The organism is Amycolatopsis aidingensis (assembly GCF_018885265.1).
Lineage (GTDB): Bacteria > Actinomycetota > Actinomycetes > Mycobacteriales > Pseudonocardiaceae > Amycolatopsis > Amycolatopsis aidingensis.
In genome coordinates, this window is the sequence record NZ_CP076538.1 from 521,217 (window position 1) to 537,617 (window position 16,401).

The 16,401-nt window shown below is 69.7% G+C and carries 19 protein-coding genes and 1 tRNA gene; 9 read left to right on the forward strand and 11 right to left on the reverse strand.

The features are described 5' to 3' along the window. The first annotated feature begins 122 nt into the window (after positions 1 to 122). Together KOI47_RS02565 and KOI47_RS02570 are read left to right on the forward strand one after the other, a co-directional pair. Positions 123 to 683: an NADPH-dependent FMN reductase gene (locus KOI47_RS02565; RefSeq protein WP_216217036.1), complete on the forward strand. Its 561-nt coding sequence runs from the start codon at positions 123 to 125 to the stop codon at positions 681 to 683. 61 nt (positions 684 to 744) lie between these two features. Next, the gene (locus KOI47_RS02570; RefSeq protein WP_216213535.1) at positions 745 to 1,221 is read left to right on the forward strand and encodes a Dps family protein; all 477 of its coding nucleotides are present in this window, start codon (positions 745 to 747) and stop codon (positions 1,219 to 1,221) included. A 15-nt stretch (positions 1,222 to 1,236) separates the two neighbouring features. Here the strand turns inward: KOI47_RS02570 and KOI47_RS02575 are convergent, their stop codons facing one another. After that, the gene (locus tag KOI47_RS02575) at positions 1,237 to 3,081 is read right to left on the reverse strand and encodes a prolyl oligopeptidase family serine peptidase (protein WP_216213537.1); all 1,845 of its coding nucleotides are present in this window, start codon (positions 3,079 to 3,081) and stop codon (positions 1,237 to 1,239) included. A gap of 33 nt (positions 3,082 to 3,114) precedes the next feature. Between KOI47_RS02575 and KOI47_RS02580 the strand changes: the two genes are divergently transcribed. Both KOI47_RS02580 and KOI47_RS02585 read left to right on the forward strand, forming a co-directional pair. Next, positions 3,115 to 3,831, forward strand: coding sequence for a methyltransferase domain-containing protein (locus KOI47_RS02580; protein WP_216213540.1), 717 nt, complete (start codon positions 3,115 to 3,117; stop codon positions 3,829 to 3,831). Positions 3,832 to 3,919: 88 nt separating this feature from the next. Further along, positions 3,920 to 4,432: a hypothetical protein gene (locus tag KOI47_RS02585; protein WP_216213542.1), complete on the forward strand. Its 513-nt coding sequence runs from the start codon at positions 3,920 to 3,922 to the stop codon at positions 4,430 to 4,432. Between the two features lie 7 nt (positions 4,433 to 4,439). Here the strand turns inward: KOI47_RS02585 and KOI47_RS02590 are convergent, their stop codons facing one another. Next, complete coding sequence (locus KOI47_RS02590) at positions 4,440 to 4,616, reverse strand: hypothetical protein (protein ID WP_216213545.1); 177 nt, start codon at positions 4,614 to 4,616, stop codon at positions 4,440 to 4,442. A gap of 317 nt (positions 4,617 to 4,933) precedes the next feature. Then, positions 4,934 to 5,785, reverse strand: coding sequence for a hypothetical protein (locus tag KOI47_RS02595; RefSeq protein WP_216213547.1), 852 nt, complete (start codon positions 5,783 to 5,785; stop codon positions 4,934 to 4,936). A gap of 303 nt (positions 5,786 to 6,088) precedes the next feature. Between KOI47_RS02595 and KOI47_RS02600 the strand changes: the two genes are divergently transcribed. Beyond that, positions 6,089 to 6,244, forward strand: a complete 156-nt coding sequence (locus KOI47_RS02600; RefSeq protein WP_216213549.1) for a hypothetical protein — start codon at positions 6,089 to 6,091, stop codon at positions 6,242 to 6,244. Between the two features lie 125 nt (positions 6,245 to 6,369). Here KOI47_RS02600 and KOI47_RS02605 read toward each other — a convergent pair. From KOI47_RS02605 to KOI47_RS02615, 3 genes are all read right to left on the reverse strand, one after another. After that, a tRNA-Pro gene (locus tag KOI47_RS02605) sits at positions 6,370 to 6,443 on the reverse strand. 29 nt (positions 6,444 to 6,472) lie between these two features. After that, positions 6,473 to 7,453, reverse strand: coding sequence for a metallophosphoesterase (locus KOI47_RS02610; RefSeq protein WP_216213551.1), 981 nt, complete (start codon positions 7,451 to 7,453; stop codon positions 6,473 to 6,475). A 226-nt stretch (positions 7,454 to 7,679) separates the two neighbouring features. Continuing rightward, a complete protein-coding gene (locus tag KOI47_RS02615; protein ID WP_216213554.1) occupies positions 7,680 to 9,833 on the reverse strand; it encodes a transglycosylase domain-containing protein in 2,154 nt (717 codons plus the stop codon). A 309-nt stretch (positions 9,834 to 10,142) separates the two neighbouring features. Between KOI47_RS02615 and KOI47_RS02620 the strand changes: the two genes are divergently transcribed. Continuing rightward, positions 10,143 to 10,454, forward strand: a complete 312-nt coding sequence (locus KOI47_RS02620) for a WhiB family transcriptional regulator (RefSeq protein WP_216213557.1) — start codon at positions 10,143 to 10,145, stop codon at positions 10,452 to 10,454. A gap of 1 nt (position 10,455) precedes the next feature. Here KOI47_RS02620 and KOI47_RS02625 read toward each other — a convergent pair whose 3' ends face one another. From KOI47_RS02625 to KOI47_RS02645, 5 genes are all read right to left on the reverse strand, one after another. Beyond that, the gene (locus tag KOI47_RS02625) at positions 10,456 to 11,589 is read right to left on the reverse strand and encodes an ArsA family ATPase (RefSeq protein ID WP_216213560.1); all 1,134 of its coding nucleotides are present in this window, start codon (positions 11,587 to 11,589) and stop codon (positions 10,456 to 10,458) included. 76 nt (positions 11,590 to 11,665) lie between these two features. Next, positions 11,666 to 12,676 (reverse strand): ArsA-related P-loop ATPase, encoded by a 1,011-nt coding sequence (locus KOI47_RS02630; RefSeq protein WP_216213562.1) that lies wholly within the window; start codon positions 12,674 to 12,676, stop codon positions 11,666 to 11,668. 20 nt (positions 12,677 to 12,696) lie between these two features. Then, entirely contained in the window at positions 12,697 to 12,945 is a 249-nt protein-coding gene (locus KOI47_RS02635) for a hypothetical protein (protein WP_216213565.1), read from the reverse strand. Positions 12,946 to 12,985: 40 nt separating this feature from the next. Next, positions 12,986 to 13,942 (reverse strand): esterase/lipase family protein, encoded by a 957-nt coding sequence (locus KOI47_RS02640; protein ID WP_216213568.1) that lies wholly within the window; start codon positions 13,940 to 13,942, stop codon positions 12,986 to 12,988. Positions 13,943 to 14,008: 66 nt separating this feature from the next. Beyond that, entirely contained in the window at positions 14,009 to 14,890 is an 882-nt protein-coding gene (locus KOI47_RS02645; protein WP_216213571.1) for an esterase/lipase family protein, read from the reverse strand. A 223-nt stretch (positions 14,891 to 15,113) separates the two neighbouring features. Between KOI47_RS02645 and KOI47_RS02650 the strand changes: the two genes are divergently transcribed. From KOI47_RS02650 to KOI47_RS02660, 3 genes are read left to right on the forward strand one after another with little or no spacing between them, the layout of a single operon-like run. After that, complete coding sequence (locus tag KOI47_RS02650) at positions 15,114 to 15,281, forward strand: DUF4177 domain-containing protein (protein WP_216213574.1); 168 nt, start codon at positions 15,114 to 15,116, stop codon at positions 15,279 to 15,281. Beyond that, positions 15,278 to 15,733 carry a RidA family protein gene (locus tag KOI47_RS02655; RefSeq protein WP_216213577.1) on the forward strand — a complete coding sequence of 152 codons (456 nt, stop codon included), beginning with the start codon at positions 15,278 to 15,280 and terminating at the stop codon, positions 15,731 to 15,733. Before KOI47_RS02650 ends, KOI47_RS02655 begins: the two co-directional genes overlap by 4 nt. After that, positions 15,733 to 16,371, forward strand: coding sequence for a hypothetical protein (locus KOI47_RS02660; RefSeq protein ID WP_216213580.1), 639 nt, complete (start codon positions 15,733 to 15,735; stop codon positions 16,369 to 16,371). Before KOI47_RS02655 ends, KOI47_RS02660 begins: the two co-directional genes overlap by 1 nt. Positions 16,372 to 16,401: the final 30 nt, after the last annotated feature.

Genomic DNA, 16,401 nt, shown 5'->3' on the forward strand with positions numbered 1-16,401 from the left:
GAGGTTACTAGCGAGTAGACAGCAGGGCCAGGATGTGAGCGAGGACTCCGCACGAAAGTCTGGCTCTCAACCAAACTCGAGGGTCTAGCCTCGAAGGCGTGAGTTCTTCCAACGCGATCACAGTGCTCGGTATCGGCGGCTCGCTGCGTGACGGCTCGCAGTCCGAACGCGCGCTCGGCATAGCGCTGGACGGTGCGGCCGAGGCGGGGGCGGAGACCAGGGCCATCACCGGCAGCGACCTGGTGCTGCCGTTCTACGACGCGACCATCGCCGACCGCTCCCCGGAGGCGATGGCGCTGGTGGAGGCCATCCGGACCGCCGACGGGCTGATCGTGGTCTCGCCCGGCTACCACGGCGGACTGTCCGGGCTGGTGAAGAACGCGCTGGACTACGTGGAGGACCTGCGGCCGGACCACCGGCCCTACCTGGACGGGCGCGGCGTCGGGCTGGTCGCGGTCGCGTTCGGCTGGCAGGCCGCGGTGACCACCCTCGGCCAGCTGCGCACGATCACGCACGCGCTGCGGGGCTGGCCCACCCCGTTGGGCGGGGCGGTGAACACCGCCGAGGTGAAGTTCGACGAGGCGGGCGGTGCCTCGGAGGAGAAAACCGTGCACAACCTGCGCACCATCGGCGGCCAGGTGGTCGAGTTCGCCCGCACCCGCAGGGCCGCCGCGATGATTTGATCTCGGCGATCGAGGGTACTCCCAGGTCGCAACGTTGTGCGAGCAGGGAGGACTGCGAGACATGGCTCACTCACCGATCAAGAGCCCGCTGGCCGAGAGCGACAAGGAGGTCACCGGTAACGCGTTGCAGGCGACGCTGGTGGACCTGATCGACCTCTCGCTGACCGCGAAGCAGGCGCACTGGAACGTCGTCGGTAAGAACTTCCGCAGCGTGCACCTGCAGCTGGACGAGCTGGTGAACACGGCACGCACCTACACCGACGAGGTGGCGGAGCGGGCCAATGCCATCGGGGTTTCGCCCAACGGTAAGACCCGCACCGTCCTGGAGAGCTCCGGGCTGCCGGAGTACCCGGACAACTGGCAGTCCGACGCCGCCACGGTGGATGCCATCGTCGGCACCCTCGCCGAGCTGATCCAGCGGCTGCGGGCACGCATCGACGAGACCGACAAGAGCGACCTGGTGACCCAGGACCTGCTCATCGAGATCGCCGCCAAGCTCGAGGAGGCGCACTGGATGTGGCAGGCCCAGCAGGCCTGACCCCGCTACCCCCGGTTACCTCAGTCCGAGCTGGCGTAGCGCGAAGTAGACCTCGATCGCGGTCTGCTTGACCGTCTCGGCGACCACCAGGGAGCCGTGGCCCGCGTCGTAGCGGTAGAACTCGTACGGCACCTCGCGGGCCGCCAGCCGGTCGAGGTAGTTCTCGATCTGCCGGATCGGGCAGCGCGGGTCGTTGTCCCCGGCCAGCACGAGCACAGGGGCGCGTACCGCGTCCACGTAGGTTATCGGCGAGCACTCGGTGTAGACCTGCGGTTTCTCTTCCGGTGAACCGCCGAAGAGCGCGCGGTCGAAGGAGCGCAGCTGCTCCATCTCGTCCTCGTAGGCCGCGAGGTAGTCGGCGACCGGCACGCCCGCGACGCCGGCCGCCCAGCGGTCCGGCTGGGTACCCAGCGCGAGCAGGGTCAGGTAACCGCCCCAGGACGCGCCGTTCACCACGCAGCGCTGCGGGTCGGCCAGCCCGTCGCGCACCGCCCAGTCGTGCACGGCGGCGACGTCCTCCAGTTCGGTCAGCCCCGGCCTACCCTCGATCGCGTCCCGCCAGGCCGAGCCGTACCCGGTGGAGCCGCGGTAGTTCACCTCCACCACCGCGAACCCGGCGTCCAGCCAGGTCGCCCGGTAGGCGGAGAACCGGTCCTCGTCGGCGGCATGCGGCCCGCCGTGCAGGGTGAACACCGTGGGCAGCGGGCCGTCCCCCGCACCATCCGGGCGGGCGACCAGCGCGTGGATCGTGCCTGCCGGGCCCGGCACGAAGGCATCGGTCACCGGGGCGGAGCCGGGCGCACGTTCACCCGGCGGGGCGAGCAGCACCCGGTCCTCGCCCTCGGCCGAGCGGGCCCTGATCACGGCCGGCTCCGCGGCGCTGGACCAGGAGTACTCCACGGTGCCGTCCGGGCGGACGCCCGCACCGCCGATCCGCCCGGCCGGGGTGTCCAACGAGGACAACTCGGCGGTGCTCAGGTCGTACCGGTACAGCGAGCTGCGGCCCTGATGGAAGTGCACCACGAGCAGCGCCTCCGCCCGTGGGTACCAGGTCGCGGCCACCTCGCCGGGCAGATCCAGCCGCAGCTCGGTCTCGGTGTCCGCCGCCACGTCCCAGATCAGCAGCTCCTCCCGGCCGTGCCGCTCGTGCAGCACCAGCAGCCGGGAGTCCCCGCGTACCGGGGAGAACTCCAGCGCGGCAAGGCCCTTGCCCTCGCCATCCCACTTCTCGGCGACCGGCTCGAAGTCGGCGCAGGACAGCACCCGCAAGGCGGGGTGGCGGGAGTCGCCGTGCTCGGAGTGCGAGATGGCCAGCAGCCGCTCGTCCCTGGACAGCGCCGCGACCCCGGCGTCGTCCACACTGCTGTAGAACCGGGTGGCCTGTCCCCCGGTGCCCGCGTACAGCGCGCTGCCCTCGTCGGTGGACACGCCGAGCGCGACGATCCGGTGGCCGATCTCCAGCCCGGCCGGATAGCCGTCCGGGACTCCCGGTACCGCGGGCTCCGCGGGTGCGCCGCCGCCGAACGGCTCGCGCACCCAGGAGCCGAACTCGTCCCCGTCGGTGTCGTTGAACCACCAGATCCAGGCACCGTCCGGGGAAGGCGTGGCATGCAAGGTGCCGTTCGGCCGGTCGGTCACCCGCCGGTGCTCGTCGCTGCCCCGGTCCCAGGCGTAGACCTCCCATACCCCGCTGGCGTTGGAGACGTAGAGATTGCGGCCGGGGGCGTCCAGCGCCCAGTCCGGCACCGACATCCGGGCGGCGCGGAAACGCGCCCGCCAGCGGTCCTCGGCGGCCGCGTCCTCGAAGAGGCGGTCGGGCACGATGGCTGCTGGGTGCTGGGCGATCGGCTGCGTGTTCACCCCACGATCCTGCCAGTCCGTAGGGTTACCGGTGTGCAGGAGGGTTACTCGCCCGGGGTCGCCGGTTTCGTGCTGCCGCTGCTGCGGCCGGGGATGCGGGTGCTCGACGTCGGCTGCGGAGCAGGGTCGATCACGTTCGGTCTCGAATCGGCTACCCAGGGGGTTCAGCTGTTCGGTGCCGACGAGTCGCTCGGCGACTTCGTACCCGCGAAACCTGAATCGTCCACTGTGGACTTCGTGGCGGCCGCGGCGGAGTCGCTGCCGTTCCCGGCCGCCTCGATGGACGTGGTGTTCGCGCACGCCCTGTTCGAGCGGATCCCCGATCCGGCGGCCGTGCTCGGTGAGTTCGCCAGGGTGCTGCGTCCCGGCGGCGTCCTTGCGTTGTCCACTTCGGACTGGAGTCGGGCGAAGATCCGGCCGCGGACGGCAAATGTGGATGCCGCCCTGCGCGGCCATCAGCTGCTACGCAGGCGGGCCGGCGGGAACCCGTTCGCCGGGAGGCGGATCGCCGAGCAGGTGCAGCGGGCCGGATTCACCGACGTCCGGGCCAGGACGCGGTACCTGCCGGATCGGGACTACCGCCAGCTCGGGCGGGAGGTCGAGGCGGAGCTGGCCGCGGCGCTGGAGTACGCGGGCGGCGATCGCGCGCTGCTGGCCAGCGCGGCACGTTCGGCCTGGGTCTGGGCCCGCGGCGGGGGCGGTGAGTTCAGCCAGTGCTGGGTCGAGGTGCTGGCGGTGTCCCCCACGTAGGGGACGGCGCAACCCGCGGCCGTCCGGTCACGTCTTCCAGATGACGGCGCCGGACACGCCGGTGTCGCGGTAAGTCGGGGAGTGAACCATGAGTGCACGCAGCGCGGCGATCATCGGTTCGATCGTGCTCGGCCTGACGTTCGGTTCGGCCGGGGCTTCCGGCGCGGTCACGGCCGGGGAGGACCGGGTACTCGGTCCGGCGGGCTACAAGTCCTTGTACCTCGGGCAGCCGGAGGCCGCGGCCGAGGCGACCGGGTTGCTGGTGGACAAGCAGACCGGGCAGCGGTGCCACTACTACTACCTGCACCCGAGCGAGGGGCAGACCAACGTGGGCAGCGGGGTGTTCGTGGACCCCGGCCGGGGCGTGACGATGATCGGCGGGACCGTGAAATCCCATACGCCGGAAGGAATCACCCTCGGCTCGCGGTTCGGCGAGGTACGGGCCGCCTACCCGGACATGCGGCGGCTGCCACCGCTGACCTGGGTGTACCGGGCGGCCGTTGCGGGTAACGAGGACGCCAGGTACCGGTTCGCCTTCGACGAAGCTGGCCGGGTGGCCGATTTCGCCCTGGAGGCCGCCGAGATGGGCGCCTGCGGCTGAACGCCGGTCACCAGGTCGCGTCCAACCGTCCGATGGTGGCCAGTTCATCGGTGGCCTGCCGCAGCGCGTGCACGGCGCCCTCGGCGGCCGGTACCAGGATCGGCCTGGGGTCGGCCCGCACGTCCTCGGCGACCGGTTCGCGCAGCCGTTGCAGGTCGGCCAGCGTTGTGGTGTAAGCGTACAACGCCCGCGCGGCGTCGTAGTGCGCATCGGCCGCGCGCTGCCGGTGTTTGACCAGGCGGTCGCGGATCTCCTCGAAGTACTGCCTCCGCGAGGTGTTCGGCCGTCTCCGCGGTGTCCGCGCGCAGAATACGAGTCACCGTGGTGGATCCACGCTGGAATTCCGCCAGCGCGGCCGCCACGTCCCCGGAACCGGCCTGCGCGGGATCGACCCGGTATTTCAGGGCCGGGGACGAGGTGAACTCATCGGTGCGGGAATGAACTCGTTTGGCGGTTTCCCCGAGTTCCTCGGGATCAACGGAAAAATCCGGCACAGGGTTCTCACAACCGCGCCGCTACCTTGTGCACCAGCGCGGGTACGAGTGGCAGCGGGGGCGGCGAGGGATTCTCCCGGCGTGGGTTCGGATTGATCAGCACACCGACCTGCGGTCCCCGCCGGACCGCCTCGCGCAGCACCTGCGCCCCTGGCCGGGTCCAGTGCTTGCCGCTCCACGGGACGCCGGTGGCGTGCCGGTACCTTGCCAGCCGGGGTGCGCTGGTGAACACGCACAGCCAGTCGCCCTGGGTCGCGGTGTGGGCGATGGCCGGGCCGCTGGTGACCGAGCGCGGCACGTGCACCTCGGCGGGCACGAAGTACCGGAGCACGAGCTCTTCCAGATTCGCCGGACCGCTCAGTTCGCGGATGGCGCGGCAGAGCTGGTCGGTCCGCTGCTCCCGGAGCACCCTGGCGCGAACGACTTCCGGCGGGAGCACCGGTTGCGGGTGGCCGAGGCTGACCACCAGCTCGTCGCGGAAGCGTTGCCGTAGCCGTTCCGCCTGCCGTTTGGAGAAACCCTCGCCCTCGTGCCGGTGCAGCTCCTGTAGCCGTTCGCCCAGTTTCTGTTCCGACATGGGCGGCTCCAGCCCGACGTTGTAGCAGGCGGCCACGACGAGCGGGAAGGTCGGCTCGGTGAACTTCTCCAGCACGGCCTCCAACCGCAGCACCACCTTGGCCCTGAGCTGTTCCAGGTTGTCGTGCTCGGTGATCTGCCAGATCCGGCGCAGATCCGGCCCGAGCCGGTTGCGCAGGTCGCGATGGCGCAGCCCGAGACCTTTGTGTAGTGACTCGAGCCGGTCCGCGGCCCTGCGCCGCATCTCGTTGTCGATCTCTGTGCCACTGTCGAGTCTGAGCATCGTCGCTTCCCCCTCGGTCCGCATGGCGGTGAGGCCGAACAGAGTAGCGAATACCGGCATGTTGTCTTGCGGGAACCCTGCGGCATACCAGGCGACCTGGCATTTTGCCAGATTCTCGCCATCATGTCGCCAATAGTTGACATAAGGTCAATGATCTTGCTGGTCGGGGCGCAGTTCTCGCCGTGAAGTCGCCAGTCCGGCGGTGGCGAATCCGCGGCGAATGATCGTTGCCAAGTGGAATTAAGGGCTCATTTGTCAATAGCCTGATCGGGAGAAGTTTCCCGTCGACCGACAAGGAATTCCGTGGACCCGATTTATGTGATGGTGCTGGCCGTCCTGCTCGGCCTGCAGACCGGCTACCTGATCACCAAGCGACCCCACCGCCCCCAGCACCGGCAGGCCCGGGTCGAAGTCCTGCTCGTGCATGCCGAGCGCAGCCAAACCGATCTACCCCGGTAAACCGCCCTGGCGCCCGCCGGGCCGAGCACGCCGCACCGTGGGGCCGGGGGATCTGGCCCCCGGGCCGGCACAAAGGAAGGTCCCCGTCTGCGTTCTCCGCAGACGGGGACCTTCCAGACCTTCCGTCGGGGTGGCGGGATTTGAACCCACGACCTCCTCGACCCGAACGAGGCACGCTACCAAGCTGCGCCACACCCCGAGGTACTGCTTAACGGGCCACGGAAGAGTCTAGCGGACGTCGCTCGGCACCCTGAACGGGGTTTCCCGATGGCTCTTCCGGTCGCCGGACGGCCGGGGCACGAGGGTGAGCAGGCTGGCTTCCGGCGGGCAGGCGAACCGCACCGGGGCATAGGGCGAGGTGCCGAGGCCCGCGGAGACGTGCAGCCACATGGAGGCGCCCCAGCGGGAGACGCCGCGGGCCCTGGACCGGTCGAGCTCGCAGTTGGTGACCAGCGCGCCGAGGCCGGGTACCCGCAGCTGCCCGCCGTGGGTGTGCCCGGCGAGGACCAGGTCGTAGCCGTCGGAGGCGAAGGCGTCCAGCACCCGGGGTTCGGGGGAGTGGGTGATGCCGAGCCGTAGCGCGGAGGACCGGTCCGTCCTGCCCGCGATGTCGACATACCGATCTCTCCGCAGGTGTGGATCGTCCACCCCGGCCGCGAACACGGTCTGCCCGGACGCGGGGAAGCTCCTGCGTACGTGGGTCAGGTCGAGCCAGCCCCGTTCGATCAGCGCGGCCCGCAGGTCCCGCCAGGGCAGCCGGGCGCCGTAGATCCGCCGCTTGCGACCGCGCGGCATCAGGTAGCGGACCGGGTTCTTCGGCTTCGGCCCGTAGTAGTCGTTGCTGCCGAAGACGAAGACGCCCGGCCGGTCCAGCAGCGGGCCGAGCGCGCGCAGCACGGCGGGGACGGCCTGCGGGTGCGCGAGGTTGTCCCCGGTGTTCACCACCAGATCCGGTTCGAGGTCGTCCAGCGCAGCCACCCACCGCTGCTTGGACACCTGACCGGGAAGCATATGCAGGTCGGAGATGTGCAGGATCCTCAGCGGGCGGGTGCCGGGGGCGAGTACCGGCACCTCTGCGGTGCGCAGGGTCCACTGCCGCCGCTCGATGGCCGCGGCATAACCGACTGTCGCGGCACCGAGGGCGACCGTCCCCGCGACGAGGCGCTTGACCCGCGCCCCGACCGTGCTGGCGTTACCGAGCGTGCTCACGTTATCCAGGATACGTGCTCGACGGGATGATCCGCCGCATGCCCAGCGATCACCGGGGGCGGCGGGTGCGGCGCCGCCTCCGGAGGGTGCCCGGCCCGCTGCTCTTGCCGGGGGAGCCCGCTGGACCGAGTCGGTTCCTACGCTTCGTGCTCAGGGAGTGACCACCCGTGACAGTAAAGGCTCTTTCCTTTTGGCGGCACCAGCGTCACTCGATCGGGTGATTTCCTTACATGTGTTCGTAGCGTGGGTCGGACTGCGGCAACGGCTCGACCGGTTCACCTTCCAGGATCTTGCTCACCGCGCTGAACCAGGTCTGGGCGGGTGTCTTGCCGCCGAACATGTTGGCGTTGACGCAGCCCTTTGACGTGACATTTCCCACGCCGTGATAGCAGAGCCCGCCGCTGCCGCCGTCCGGCCGGAACACCATCGCGGCGCCCGCCAGTTGCGGGGTCGCGCCGATGAACGAGGCGGAGCCGTTGTTCTGCGTGGTTCCGGTCTTCCCGAGCATCGGGCGGGTCCAGTCCACCGTGCTCGCGGCCCTGGCCGCCGTGCCGCCGGGGAGGTCGTCCTTGCTCATGCCCACCGCGAGCGTGTTGGCAAGCCCCTCGTCCACCACCCGCTCGCACGGCTTCTCGTTGAACGGGACCTTCTTGCCGTTGCGGTCGGTGATCTCGGCGATCGGGGTCGGCGGGCACCACATGCCACCGCTCATGATCGTGGCCGCGACGTTGGCCATCTCCAGCCCGCTCACCGGGCTCGGCCCGAGGGTGAAGGAGCCCTGCCCCGGGGAGTTCTCGTCCGGGCCGAACCAGTCGTGCTGGCTGCGGTTGGCTCGCCAGTCCTCGGAGTCGGGCTTGACCTGCCGACCGTACATGTTGCTGGCCATGGTGTCGCGCAGGCCGAGCTTGCTGGCCATGTCCACCACCGGCCCCATCCCTGCCTTCTCCTCCAGGATGACGAAGCCGGTGTTCGGCGAGGTCTGCAGCGCGCCCTGCAGGGTGTTCGAGGACGGGTAGTTCGGGCTGGAGTTCTTCACGCAGTAGGCCCAGGTGCCCCTGCCGACCTGCGGGCAGCCCGGCTTGCGCCCACTGGTGAACACGTTGGACACGTGGAAGCTGGGGGTCTGGATGGTGTCGTAGATCCCGGCCACGCCCTGCTGCAGGGCGGCCGCCGCGGTGAACACCTTGTAGCTGGACCCTGCGCCTTCCTTGTTGTAGATGCCGGATGGCAGCGCGTAGAAGGTCTCCCCCTGCTCCTTGTCCGGCCCGTAGTCCCGGTTGGCGGCCAGCGCGACGACCTCGTGCCGTTCCTTGCCCGGCCGGACCAGGGACAGCGTGTTCGCGACGTTGTCCTCGGTCTTGTCCACCTGCTCCTCGGCGGCCCGCTTGGCCTCGTTGTTGGCCTTCTGGTCCATGGTGGTGCGGATGGTCCAGCCGCCGGTGTAGATCTCGTCCTTGGTGAGCCCGGACTGGATCAGGTAGTCCTCGACGTACTGGCAGAAGAAGCCGTTGCCGGGGCCCGCGCCCACGCAGTTGGATGCGGGCTTCTCCGGCCCGTCCGGTAGCACGCCGAGGTCCTGGGCGGCGATCCGCCTCGCGTCTTCCGGCGCGAGCTTGCGGTTCTCCACCATCTTCTCCAGCACCCAGTTGCGCCGCTCGGTGGCGGCCTCCGGATGGTTCCACGGGTCGAACTTCGGCGGGTTGTTCACCATGCCGGCCAGCAACGCGGCCTGCGCCGCGTTCAGCTTGTCCGGGGTGGTGCCGAAGTAGGAGCGGGCGGCCGCGCCGATGCCGTAGATCTTCCTGGAGAACTCGACCACGTTCAGATAGCCGGTGAGGATCTGCTCCTTGGACATCTTCGTCTCGAGCTGGATCGCGATCCGCGCCTCCTTGAGCTTGCGCGCGATCGAGACCTCCTGGGCCTTCTGCTGCCCGAGTTCGTTCCCCCGGTAAACAACGTTAATCAAGTAGTTCTTCACGTACTGCTGGGTGAGCGTGGAAGCACCCTGCGTATTACCGGTGCTGGTGCTGATGGCCGCGCGCAGCGTGCCTTTCCAGTCGACCCCGCGGTGCTGGTAGAAGCGCCGGTCCTCGACCGAGATCATCGCCCATTTCATGGCCTCGGAGATCTCGTCACTGGCGGTAGGTATCCGGTACTGCTCGTACAGGGTGGCGATCCGGTTGCCCTGCGCGTCGGTGACGTTCGTGACCAGCGGCGGAGGCACGTCGGCGAGTTCCGAGGACATGTCGTCGACCGTCTCGCTCGCCTGGTTCGACATCACCCCGGCGGCGCCGACGACGGGGAACAGCAGCCCCGCGACCAGCACACCGGCGAGCAGACAGAGTCCGAGCAGCTTCAGCAGACCATCGCTCTTACGCACGGGACCCAGGGTACGCGGACGGAGTGTGTCCGCCGTGACGCGTGACGCCGTTCCGGCGACATCAGGTAACAAAACCAACCCGGGGTCTTGGCGACGGAACCGCGGCCCCCTACAGTCCGTCACATCTCACGAAAACAACACGGCTACCGTGTGGGCTGAGGTTGATTCGGCCCATTCCGGTGGTCGAATGGCACCGGTGCCGGGGAGGCGCCGGTGGAGGGGCGTGAGCACAGGGAGACCTGCTCGCGGGGGACGAGGTGATCTTGCCGCCCGTGCGGGAGGTCGCAACAGGTTTAGGGAGCTGGGGGTATGGAACCCAACCAGTCGGACTGGCGACTCAGTGCAGCCTGCCGGGACACCGATCCGGACGGCCTTTTCGTCCGGGGTGCCGAGCAGAACAGGGCCAAGCTGGTGTGCATGGGCTGTCCGGTGCGCACCGAATGCCTGGCCGAGGCACTGGACAACAGGATCGATTTCGGCGTCTGGGGAGGGATGACCGAACGGGAGCGCCGCGCGCTGCTGCGCAGGCGGCCCGAGGTGGTGAGCTGGTGGGACCTGCTGGAGTCCGCCAAGCGCGAGTTCGAACCGGCCGAGGACGACCGCACCGCCAGGGTGTCCTGAGTTAGTGTTCTGAGCCGGACAGTCGCTCGCCGATATCGCGCAGGCCGTGCAGGTCGTGCACGTCGCTTGGCAGGGCGGGGACGGCGGCCACCGGGACGCCGGGGTGGGCCCTGGTGAACCGGGCGAGCAGCCGTTTCTCCCGCTCGGCGAGGGCTACCCGGTCGGCGTGCAGCCGCAGTACCGCGGTGGCCAGTGGCGCGTTCTGGCCGCCGCGGTCCAGCGCGTCCGCCGCCGCGAGGGCGTCGGTGGCGGAGAGCTCGGCCAGCACCGGATGGGTCCGGTTGGCCACCAGGCCGGACAGCGGCATCGACTCCTCGGACAGCCGCTCCACGAAGTAACTGGCCTCGCGCAGGGCGTCCGGTTCGGGCGCGGCCACCACCAGGAAAGCCGTGCCCGCCGAGCGCAGCAGCTCAGCGGTCTTGCGGGCCCGTTCCCGGAAGCCGCCGAACATGGTGTCGAAGGCCTGCATGAACGCCGAGGCGTCGGCGAGCAACTGCCCGCCGAGAATGGTGGACACCGCCTTGGCGAACATGGAGAACCCGGCGCTGACCACCTTGCGCAGGCCCCAGCCGCCCGCCTTGGCGGGCCCGGTGAGCAGCCGGATCATCCGGCCGTCCAGCGCGGTGGACAGCCGGTTCGGCGCGTCCAGGAAGTCCAGCGCCGAGCGGCTGGGCGGGGTGTCCACGATGATCAGGTCCCAGTCGCCGGTCGCGGCGAGCTGGCCGAGCTTCTCCATCGCCATGTACTCCTGCGTTCCGGAGAACGAGGTGGAGATGGTCTGGTAGAAGGGATTGGCCAGCAGCTGCTCGGCGCGTTCCGGACCGGCATGCACGCGCACCATGTCGTCGAAGGTGCGCCGCATGTCCAGCATCATCGCCCACAGCTCGCCCTTCGGGGTGAACCCCTCGACCGAAACCTTCCGCGGGTGGTTGCCGAGTTCCCGCAGGCCCAGCGCCTGCGCCAGCCTGCGGGCCGGGTCGATGGTCAGCACCACGGTCTGCCTGCCCCGCTCGGCCGCGCGCAGGGCCAGCGCCGCCGCCGTGGTGGTCTTGCCGACCCCGCCGGAGCCGCAGCACACGATCACCCTGGTCTGCTGGTCGTCGATCAGTGCGTCCACGTCGAGTCTGTTGCTCATGGCTCGACCCCTTGTCGCTGCGCTCCTCGGCCCGTTGGCCGGACCTGCGATGCTCGCGTGTCGTCGCCTTCGCGGCTCATTGTTGGCCCACCCCCTGGTCCACCAGCACATCGGCCAGCTCATAGAGCGCGGCGACGTCCACCCCGTCGGTGATCTCCGGCAGCTCCAGGGTGGGCAGGTCCGCCTCGGCGAGCTGTTCCCGCGCCCGCTGCTCGGCGGCCACCCGGATGGCGTGCTCGACGGTCTCCTCAACCAGTGCGTCCACTGTGCTCTCCGGCAGGTCCAGCCCGGCCGCGGTGAGCCCGGTGCGCACCCTGGAGGCGTCCACCCTGCCGTCCGCGGCCGAGGTGACCGAACGGCCCGGCAGCCGCGGCGGCCGTACCCGGTTGACCAGCACCGAACCCGGCCGCAGGTCCGCCCCGTCCAGTTCGGACACCGCCTCGACGGTCTCGCGTACCGGCATCTCCTCCAGCAGGGTGACCAGGTGCACCGCGGTCTCCCCGGAGTGCAGCAGCCGCACCACGCCCTCGGCCTGCCCGCGGATCGGGCCGGTCTTGGCGAGGTCGGTGAGGGCCTTGGTCACGTCAAGGAACTTGACCACCCGTCCGGTCGGCGGCGCGTCCACCACCACGGCGTCGTAGGCGTACCTGCCGTCGGCGTCGGTACGGCCGACGCATTCCTTGATCTTGCCGGTGAGCAGCACGTCCCGCAGGCCGGGCGCCAGCGTGGTGGCGAACTCGATCGCCCCCATCCGGCGCAGGGTCCGGCCAGCGAAACCGAGGTTGTAGAACATCTCGAAGTACTCGAGCAGGGCCGCCTCGACGTCGATGTGCAGCGCCCGCAGCTCCCCGCCGCCGGGCGCGGCCGCGATGCGCTGCTCGGCATAGGGCAGCGGCTCGGTGTCGAACAGCTGCGCGAAGCCCTGCCTGCCCTCGACCTCGATCAGCAGGACCCGCCTGCCCCCGCTGGCCAGCGCCAGCCCGAGCGCGGCGGCGAGGGTGGTCTTGCCGGTGCCACCCTTGCCGGTGACGAAATGCAGGCGGGTACGTGCGAGTTCTTCGGTCCAGCCGGCTAGCCCAGAGGTCACCTTCGCAGCCTAAGTCACATTCAGCTGGCGGCCAGCGCGACGGTGACGGTGATCGCGAGCGCCCCCACGATCACCCAGGTCACCGCCGCGGGCAGGACGGTGAGGGCGAGCACGGCGAGTATCCCGAGTGCACTGCAGCACATCGCACCGGAAAGGGCCACCTGCCCGCCGCTTCCGGTCCGCTCGCGGACCTTGGCCAGCACGATCAGCGTGCCGATGATGCCAGCGACACCGAGCAGCGCCGTCGCGATAACCCGCCATGTCTCCACTCCGTCAACCTAGCTCGGCGGCCACCTTCCCAACCAGCGCCTAGCGGACCGCTCCCAGCGGGGTGCCCAGGACGCACGGCACCGGTTCGGGATGTGCCGGGTCCAGCGCGTTCAGCACATGCCCCGCGGCGACCGGGTCGGCCGCGACCGCCGCGTGCTCGGCGAAGTCCAGCCCGCACTCCTCCTGTAGCACCACGTTGCGCACGTTCGGCGCCTCGGCGATGCCGCTGGTGTAGGGGACGACCGCCTCGTCGTAGCGGGTGACGATGTTGGTGTACTGCACTCCGGGCGCGAAGATGCCCTTGGCGTGCAGCTTCTTCAGGTAGTCCGAGCCCTGAAGGAACTGCCTGCAGGAGCCGCAGACCGGATCGAGCACCCCGTCCACCACCTTGTCCAGCCCGAACAGCTTGGCGTGCTGGTACAGGGTGGACAGGCCGAGCAGGGTGGTGCCCTGCCACAGCGGGGTCAGGCTCACGTACTTGTCTACTTTGGACTCTCCGCCGAGGAAGCGGACGTAGTAGCTCGGCATCAGGGTGCCTTCGGAATGGCCGAGTATGTCCACTGTGGCCGCACCGGTGCTGGCCAGCACCCGGTCCACGAAGGTGGCCAGTTCCTCGGCGCTGCGTTCCATCGGCAGCAGCCCGCCCGGCTGGTACACCGGCAGCGGGTCGCCGGGCACGCCATAGGTCAGCGAGAAGACGCAGTAGCCCTCGTTGGCCAGCAGTGGGCTGAAGGTCTGCCAGTTCACCGTCTGGTTGGCACCGAGGCCGTGCACCAGCACCACCGGGTTCGGATGCCGCTGGCTGGGTTCGCAGTCCCAGTCGTTGGCGCCCGGCGGCGGGCTGTTCGGCGCGGCGAGCTGCGCGGGGACGGCGGCCGCGAGGCTCCACGGGACCGGGAGCTGTTCCTCCTCCGCCTGCGCCACGGCCGGGGTGACCAGGGCGGCCAGGGTGACGGCGAGCAGAAGGGACGCCAGCGAGGACAACACTGTCCGCATACGAACTCCTTACCTACTGAGTAGTAGGCAAGGAGTGAAACACAGTCGCGGCGGGTGGGATATGCCTCATCCGGACGGTTTCACCGGCTGCATCGGCACGCAGGGGACCGGTTCGGCGTTCGCCGGGTCCAGTGCGTTCAGCACGTGGCCGATGGCGTTCGGGTCGACCACGATGCCGACGTGGTTGACCTTGTCGGCTGGGCAGCCGTCCTGCAGCACGATGTTGGTGACGTTGGGACCCTCGCCGAGCCCGGTGGTGTACGGCACGGCGATCTCGTCGTACTTGGTGACGATGTTGGTGTAGGTGATCTCCGGCAGGAAGATCCCGCCCTCGCGCAGGGTGCGCAGGGTGGGGGAGCCGGTGAGCAACTGGGTGCACGCCCTGCAGTCGGTGAGCAGCCCGCTGACCCAGCCGAGGCCGAGCGTGCGGAGCAGGCCGTAGAGGTTGGCGAGGCCCGCGACGTTCGTGCCGTTCCACCCTGGCGCGAGGCTCACGTACTTGTCGATCTTGTCCCGGCCTTCCAGCAGCTTGGCGTAGTAGGTCGGCACGATCGTGCCCTGCGAGTACCCCACGATGTCCACCTGCCGTGCCCCGGTGGCCGACCTGACCCTGGCGATGAACTCGGCGAGTTCGGCCGCGCTGTACTCGATCGGCATCAGGCCGCCGACCACCTCGTCCACCACCGGGGCGCCCGGCAGGACCCCGTAGGTCAGGGCGAACGCGCAGTAGCCCTCGCGGACCAGCTCCGGGCCCAGGGCGCGCCAGGTGGTGTCCTTGTTGTCCCTGGTGCCGTGCACCAGTACCACCGGGTTCGGGTGGTCCGCGCCGGGCTCGCAGGACCAGTCGTTGAACCCACCGCGCTCCTCGGCCGAGCCCGACCCGGGGAACAGGGTGCTGAGCAGGGCGGTCAGGACGGCGATGGTGCACGCTCGGCGCGCTCGGCGCATGAGTTACCCCCGGGTGTTTCGGACGAACGACTCCTCCTTCGACATTCGGGCACCGGGAGCCTGAGGCTGAGGCCACAACCGAGTGGACTCCGCGCTCACCCTGCTACTCCGGGTAACTGCTTGTGAGTGGCCCGTCCCTGCGGATTTCGCAGGGACGGGCCACTCACAGCAGTGGGGGACTGGTGCACGGGTGCCGGTTGGCAGCCCCGCTACGCTCGGGCCCATGAGTGCCACCACATGGGAGTACGCCACCGTCCCGTTGCTGATCCACGCCACCAAGCAGATCCTCGACCAATGGGGTGAGGACGGCTGGGAGCTGGTGACGGTGCTGCCCAATCCGAGCGGCGAGCAGCACGTCGCCTACCTGAAGCGTCCGAAGGGTGATTCATGAGCTGGAGCGCCAGGCTCGCCGAGCTCGGCATTGAGCTGCCCGCGGTGGCCCCACCGGTGGCCGCCTACGTCCCCGCGGTCCGCAGTGGCTCGCAGGTGCTGACCTCGGGCCAGCTGCCGTTCGTCGGCGGCGCGCTCCCGGCCACCGGGAAGGTCGGCGGCGAGGTGAGCCCGGAGGAGGCCAAGCAGCACGCGCGCACCGCGATGCTGAACGCGCTGGCCGCGGTGCACGACCTGGTCGGCATCGACTCCGTGACGCGGGTGGTCAAGGTCGTCGGCTACGTGGCTTCGGCGGAGGGGTTCACCGGTCAGCCCGCCGTGATCAACGGCGCGTCCGAGCTGCTCGGCGAGGTCTTCGGGGACGCGGGCACGCACGCCCGGTCCGCGGTGGGGGTAGCGGAGTTGCCGCTCGGCACTCCGGTCGAGCTCGAACTGGTTGTCGAGGTGGCGTAATGGATCCGGATATCGAACAGTCCTGTCACGAACTGCTGCTGCGCCTTGCCGGGCGGCTACCCGATCAGGTGTTGTGGCGGTTCCGCGACTGGCTCGGCGAGGGCGCGATGGGAACGCTCGCGCGGACGCTCCCGAAGTCTTTGCTAAAGCACAATGTTGACTTGGAGCAGCCGGAGTATCGCCTGCTCGTGGCCGGGGTCATCCCGCACGGGGCCGATTGGCACCAGGTCAGTTCCACGCTCGGGGTGGACGACGTCACCGAGAACCGGTACACATTCACCTCGGGTGCACCCGATTGGGTGAACTCGGTCGACTCGGTGTCCATGCTGGTGCACGCAACGTTGCGAGGCCGGCCGGATGTCGGCGAGGTGCGGGAAAGCTGGCGGCACGGCGGTGCCACGGAGGGTGCCGGCGAGCGCGAGCCGAAGCGGGTGCTGCTGGTCACCGCGTTGTCCGGAGTGACGCGGCTGACCGGGGAACTGCAGCGGGTGCTGCGCGTGCTCGGCGACGAGGCACCCAGCGTCGAGGTGCTGCCGCAGCGGCTCGAGCTGCCGGACTATCACCGCGCCGCGCTGGCCGACTCGCGGCTCGTGTGCGTGGGAGCCGTGGAAACCGGGCACAGACTCGTCCCGGCGTAGAGCCCGTCGCTCCTCCAGCGGCGGGCTGGA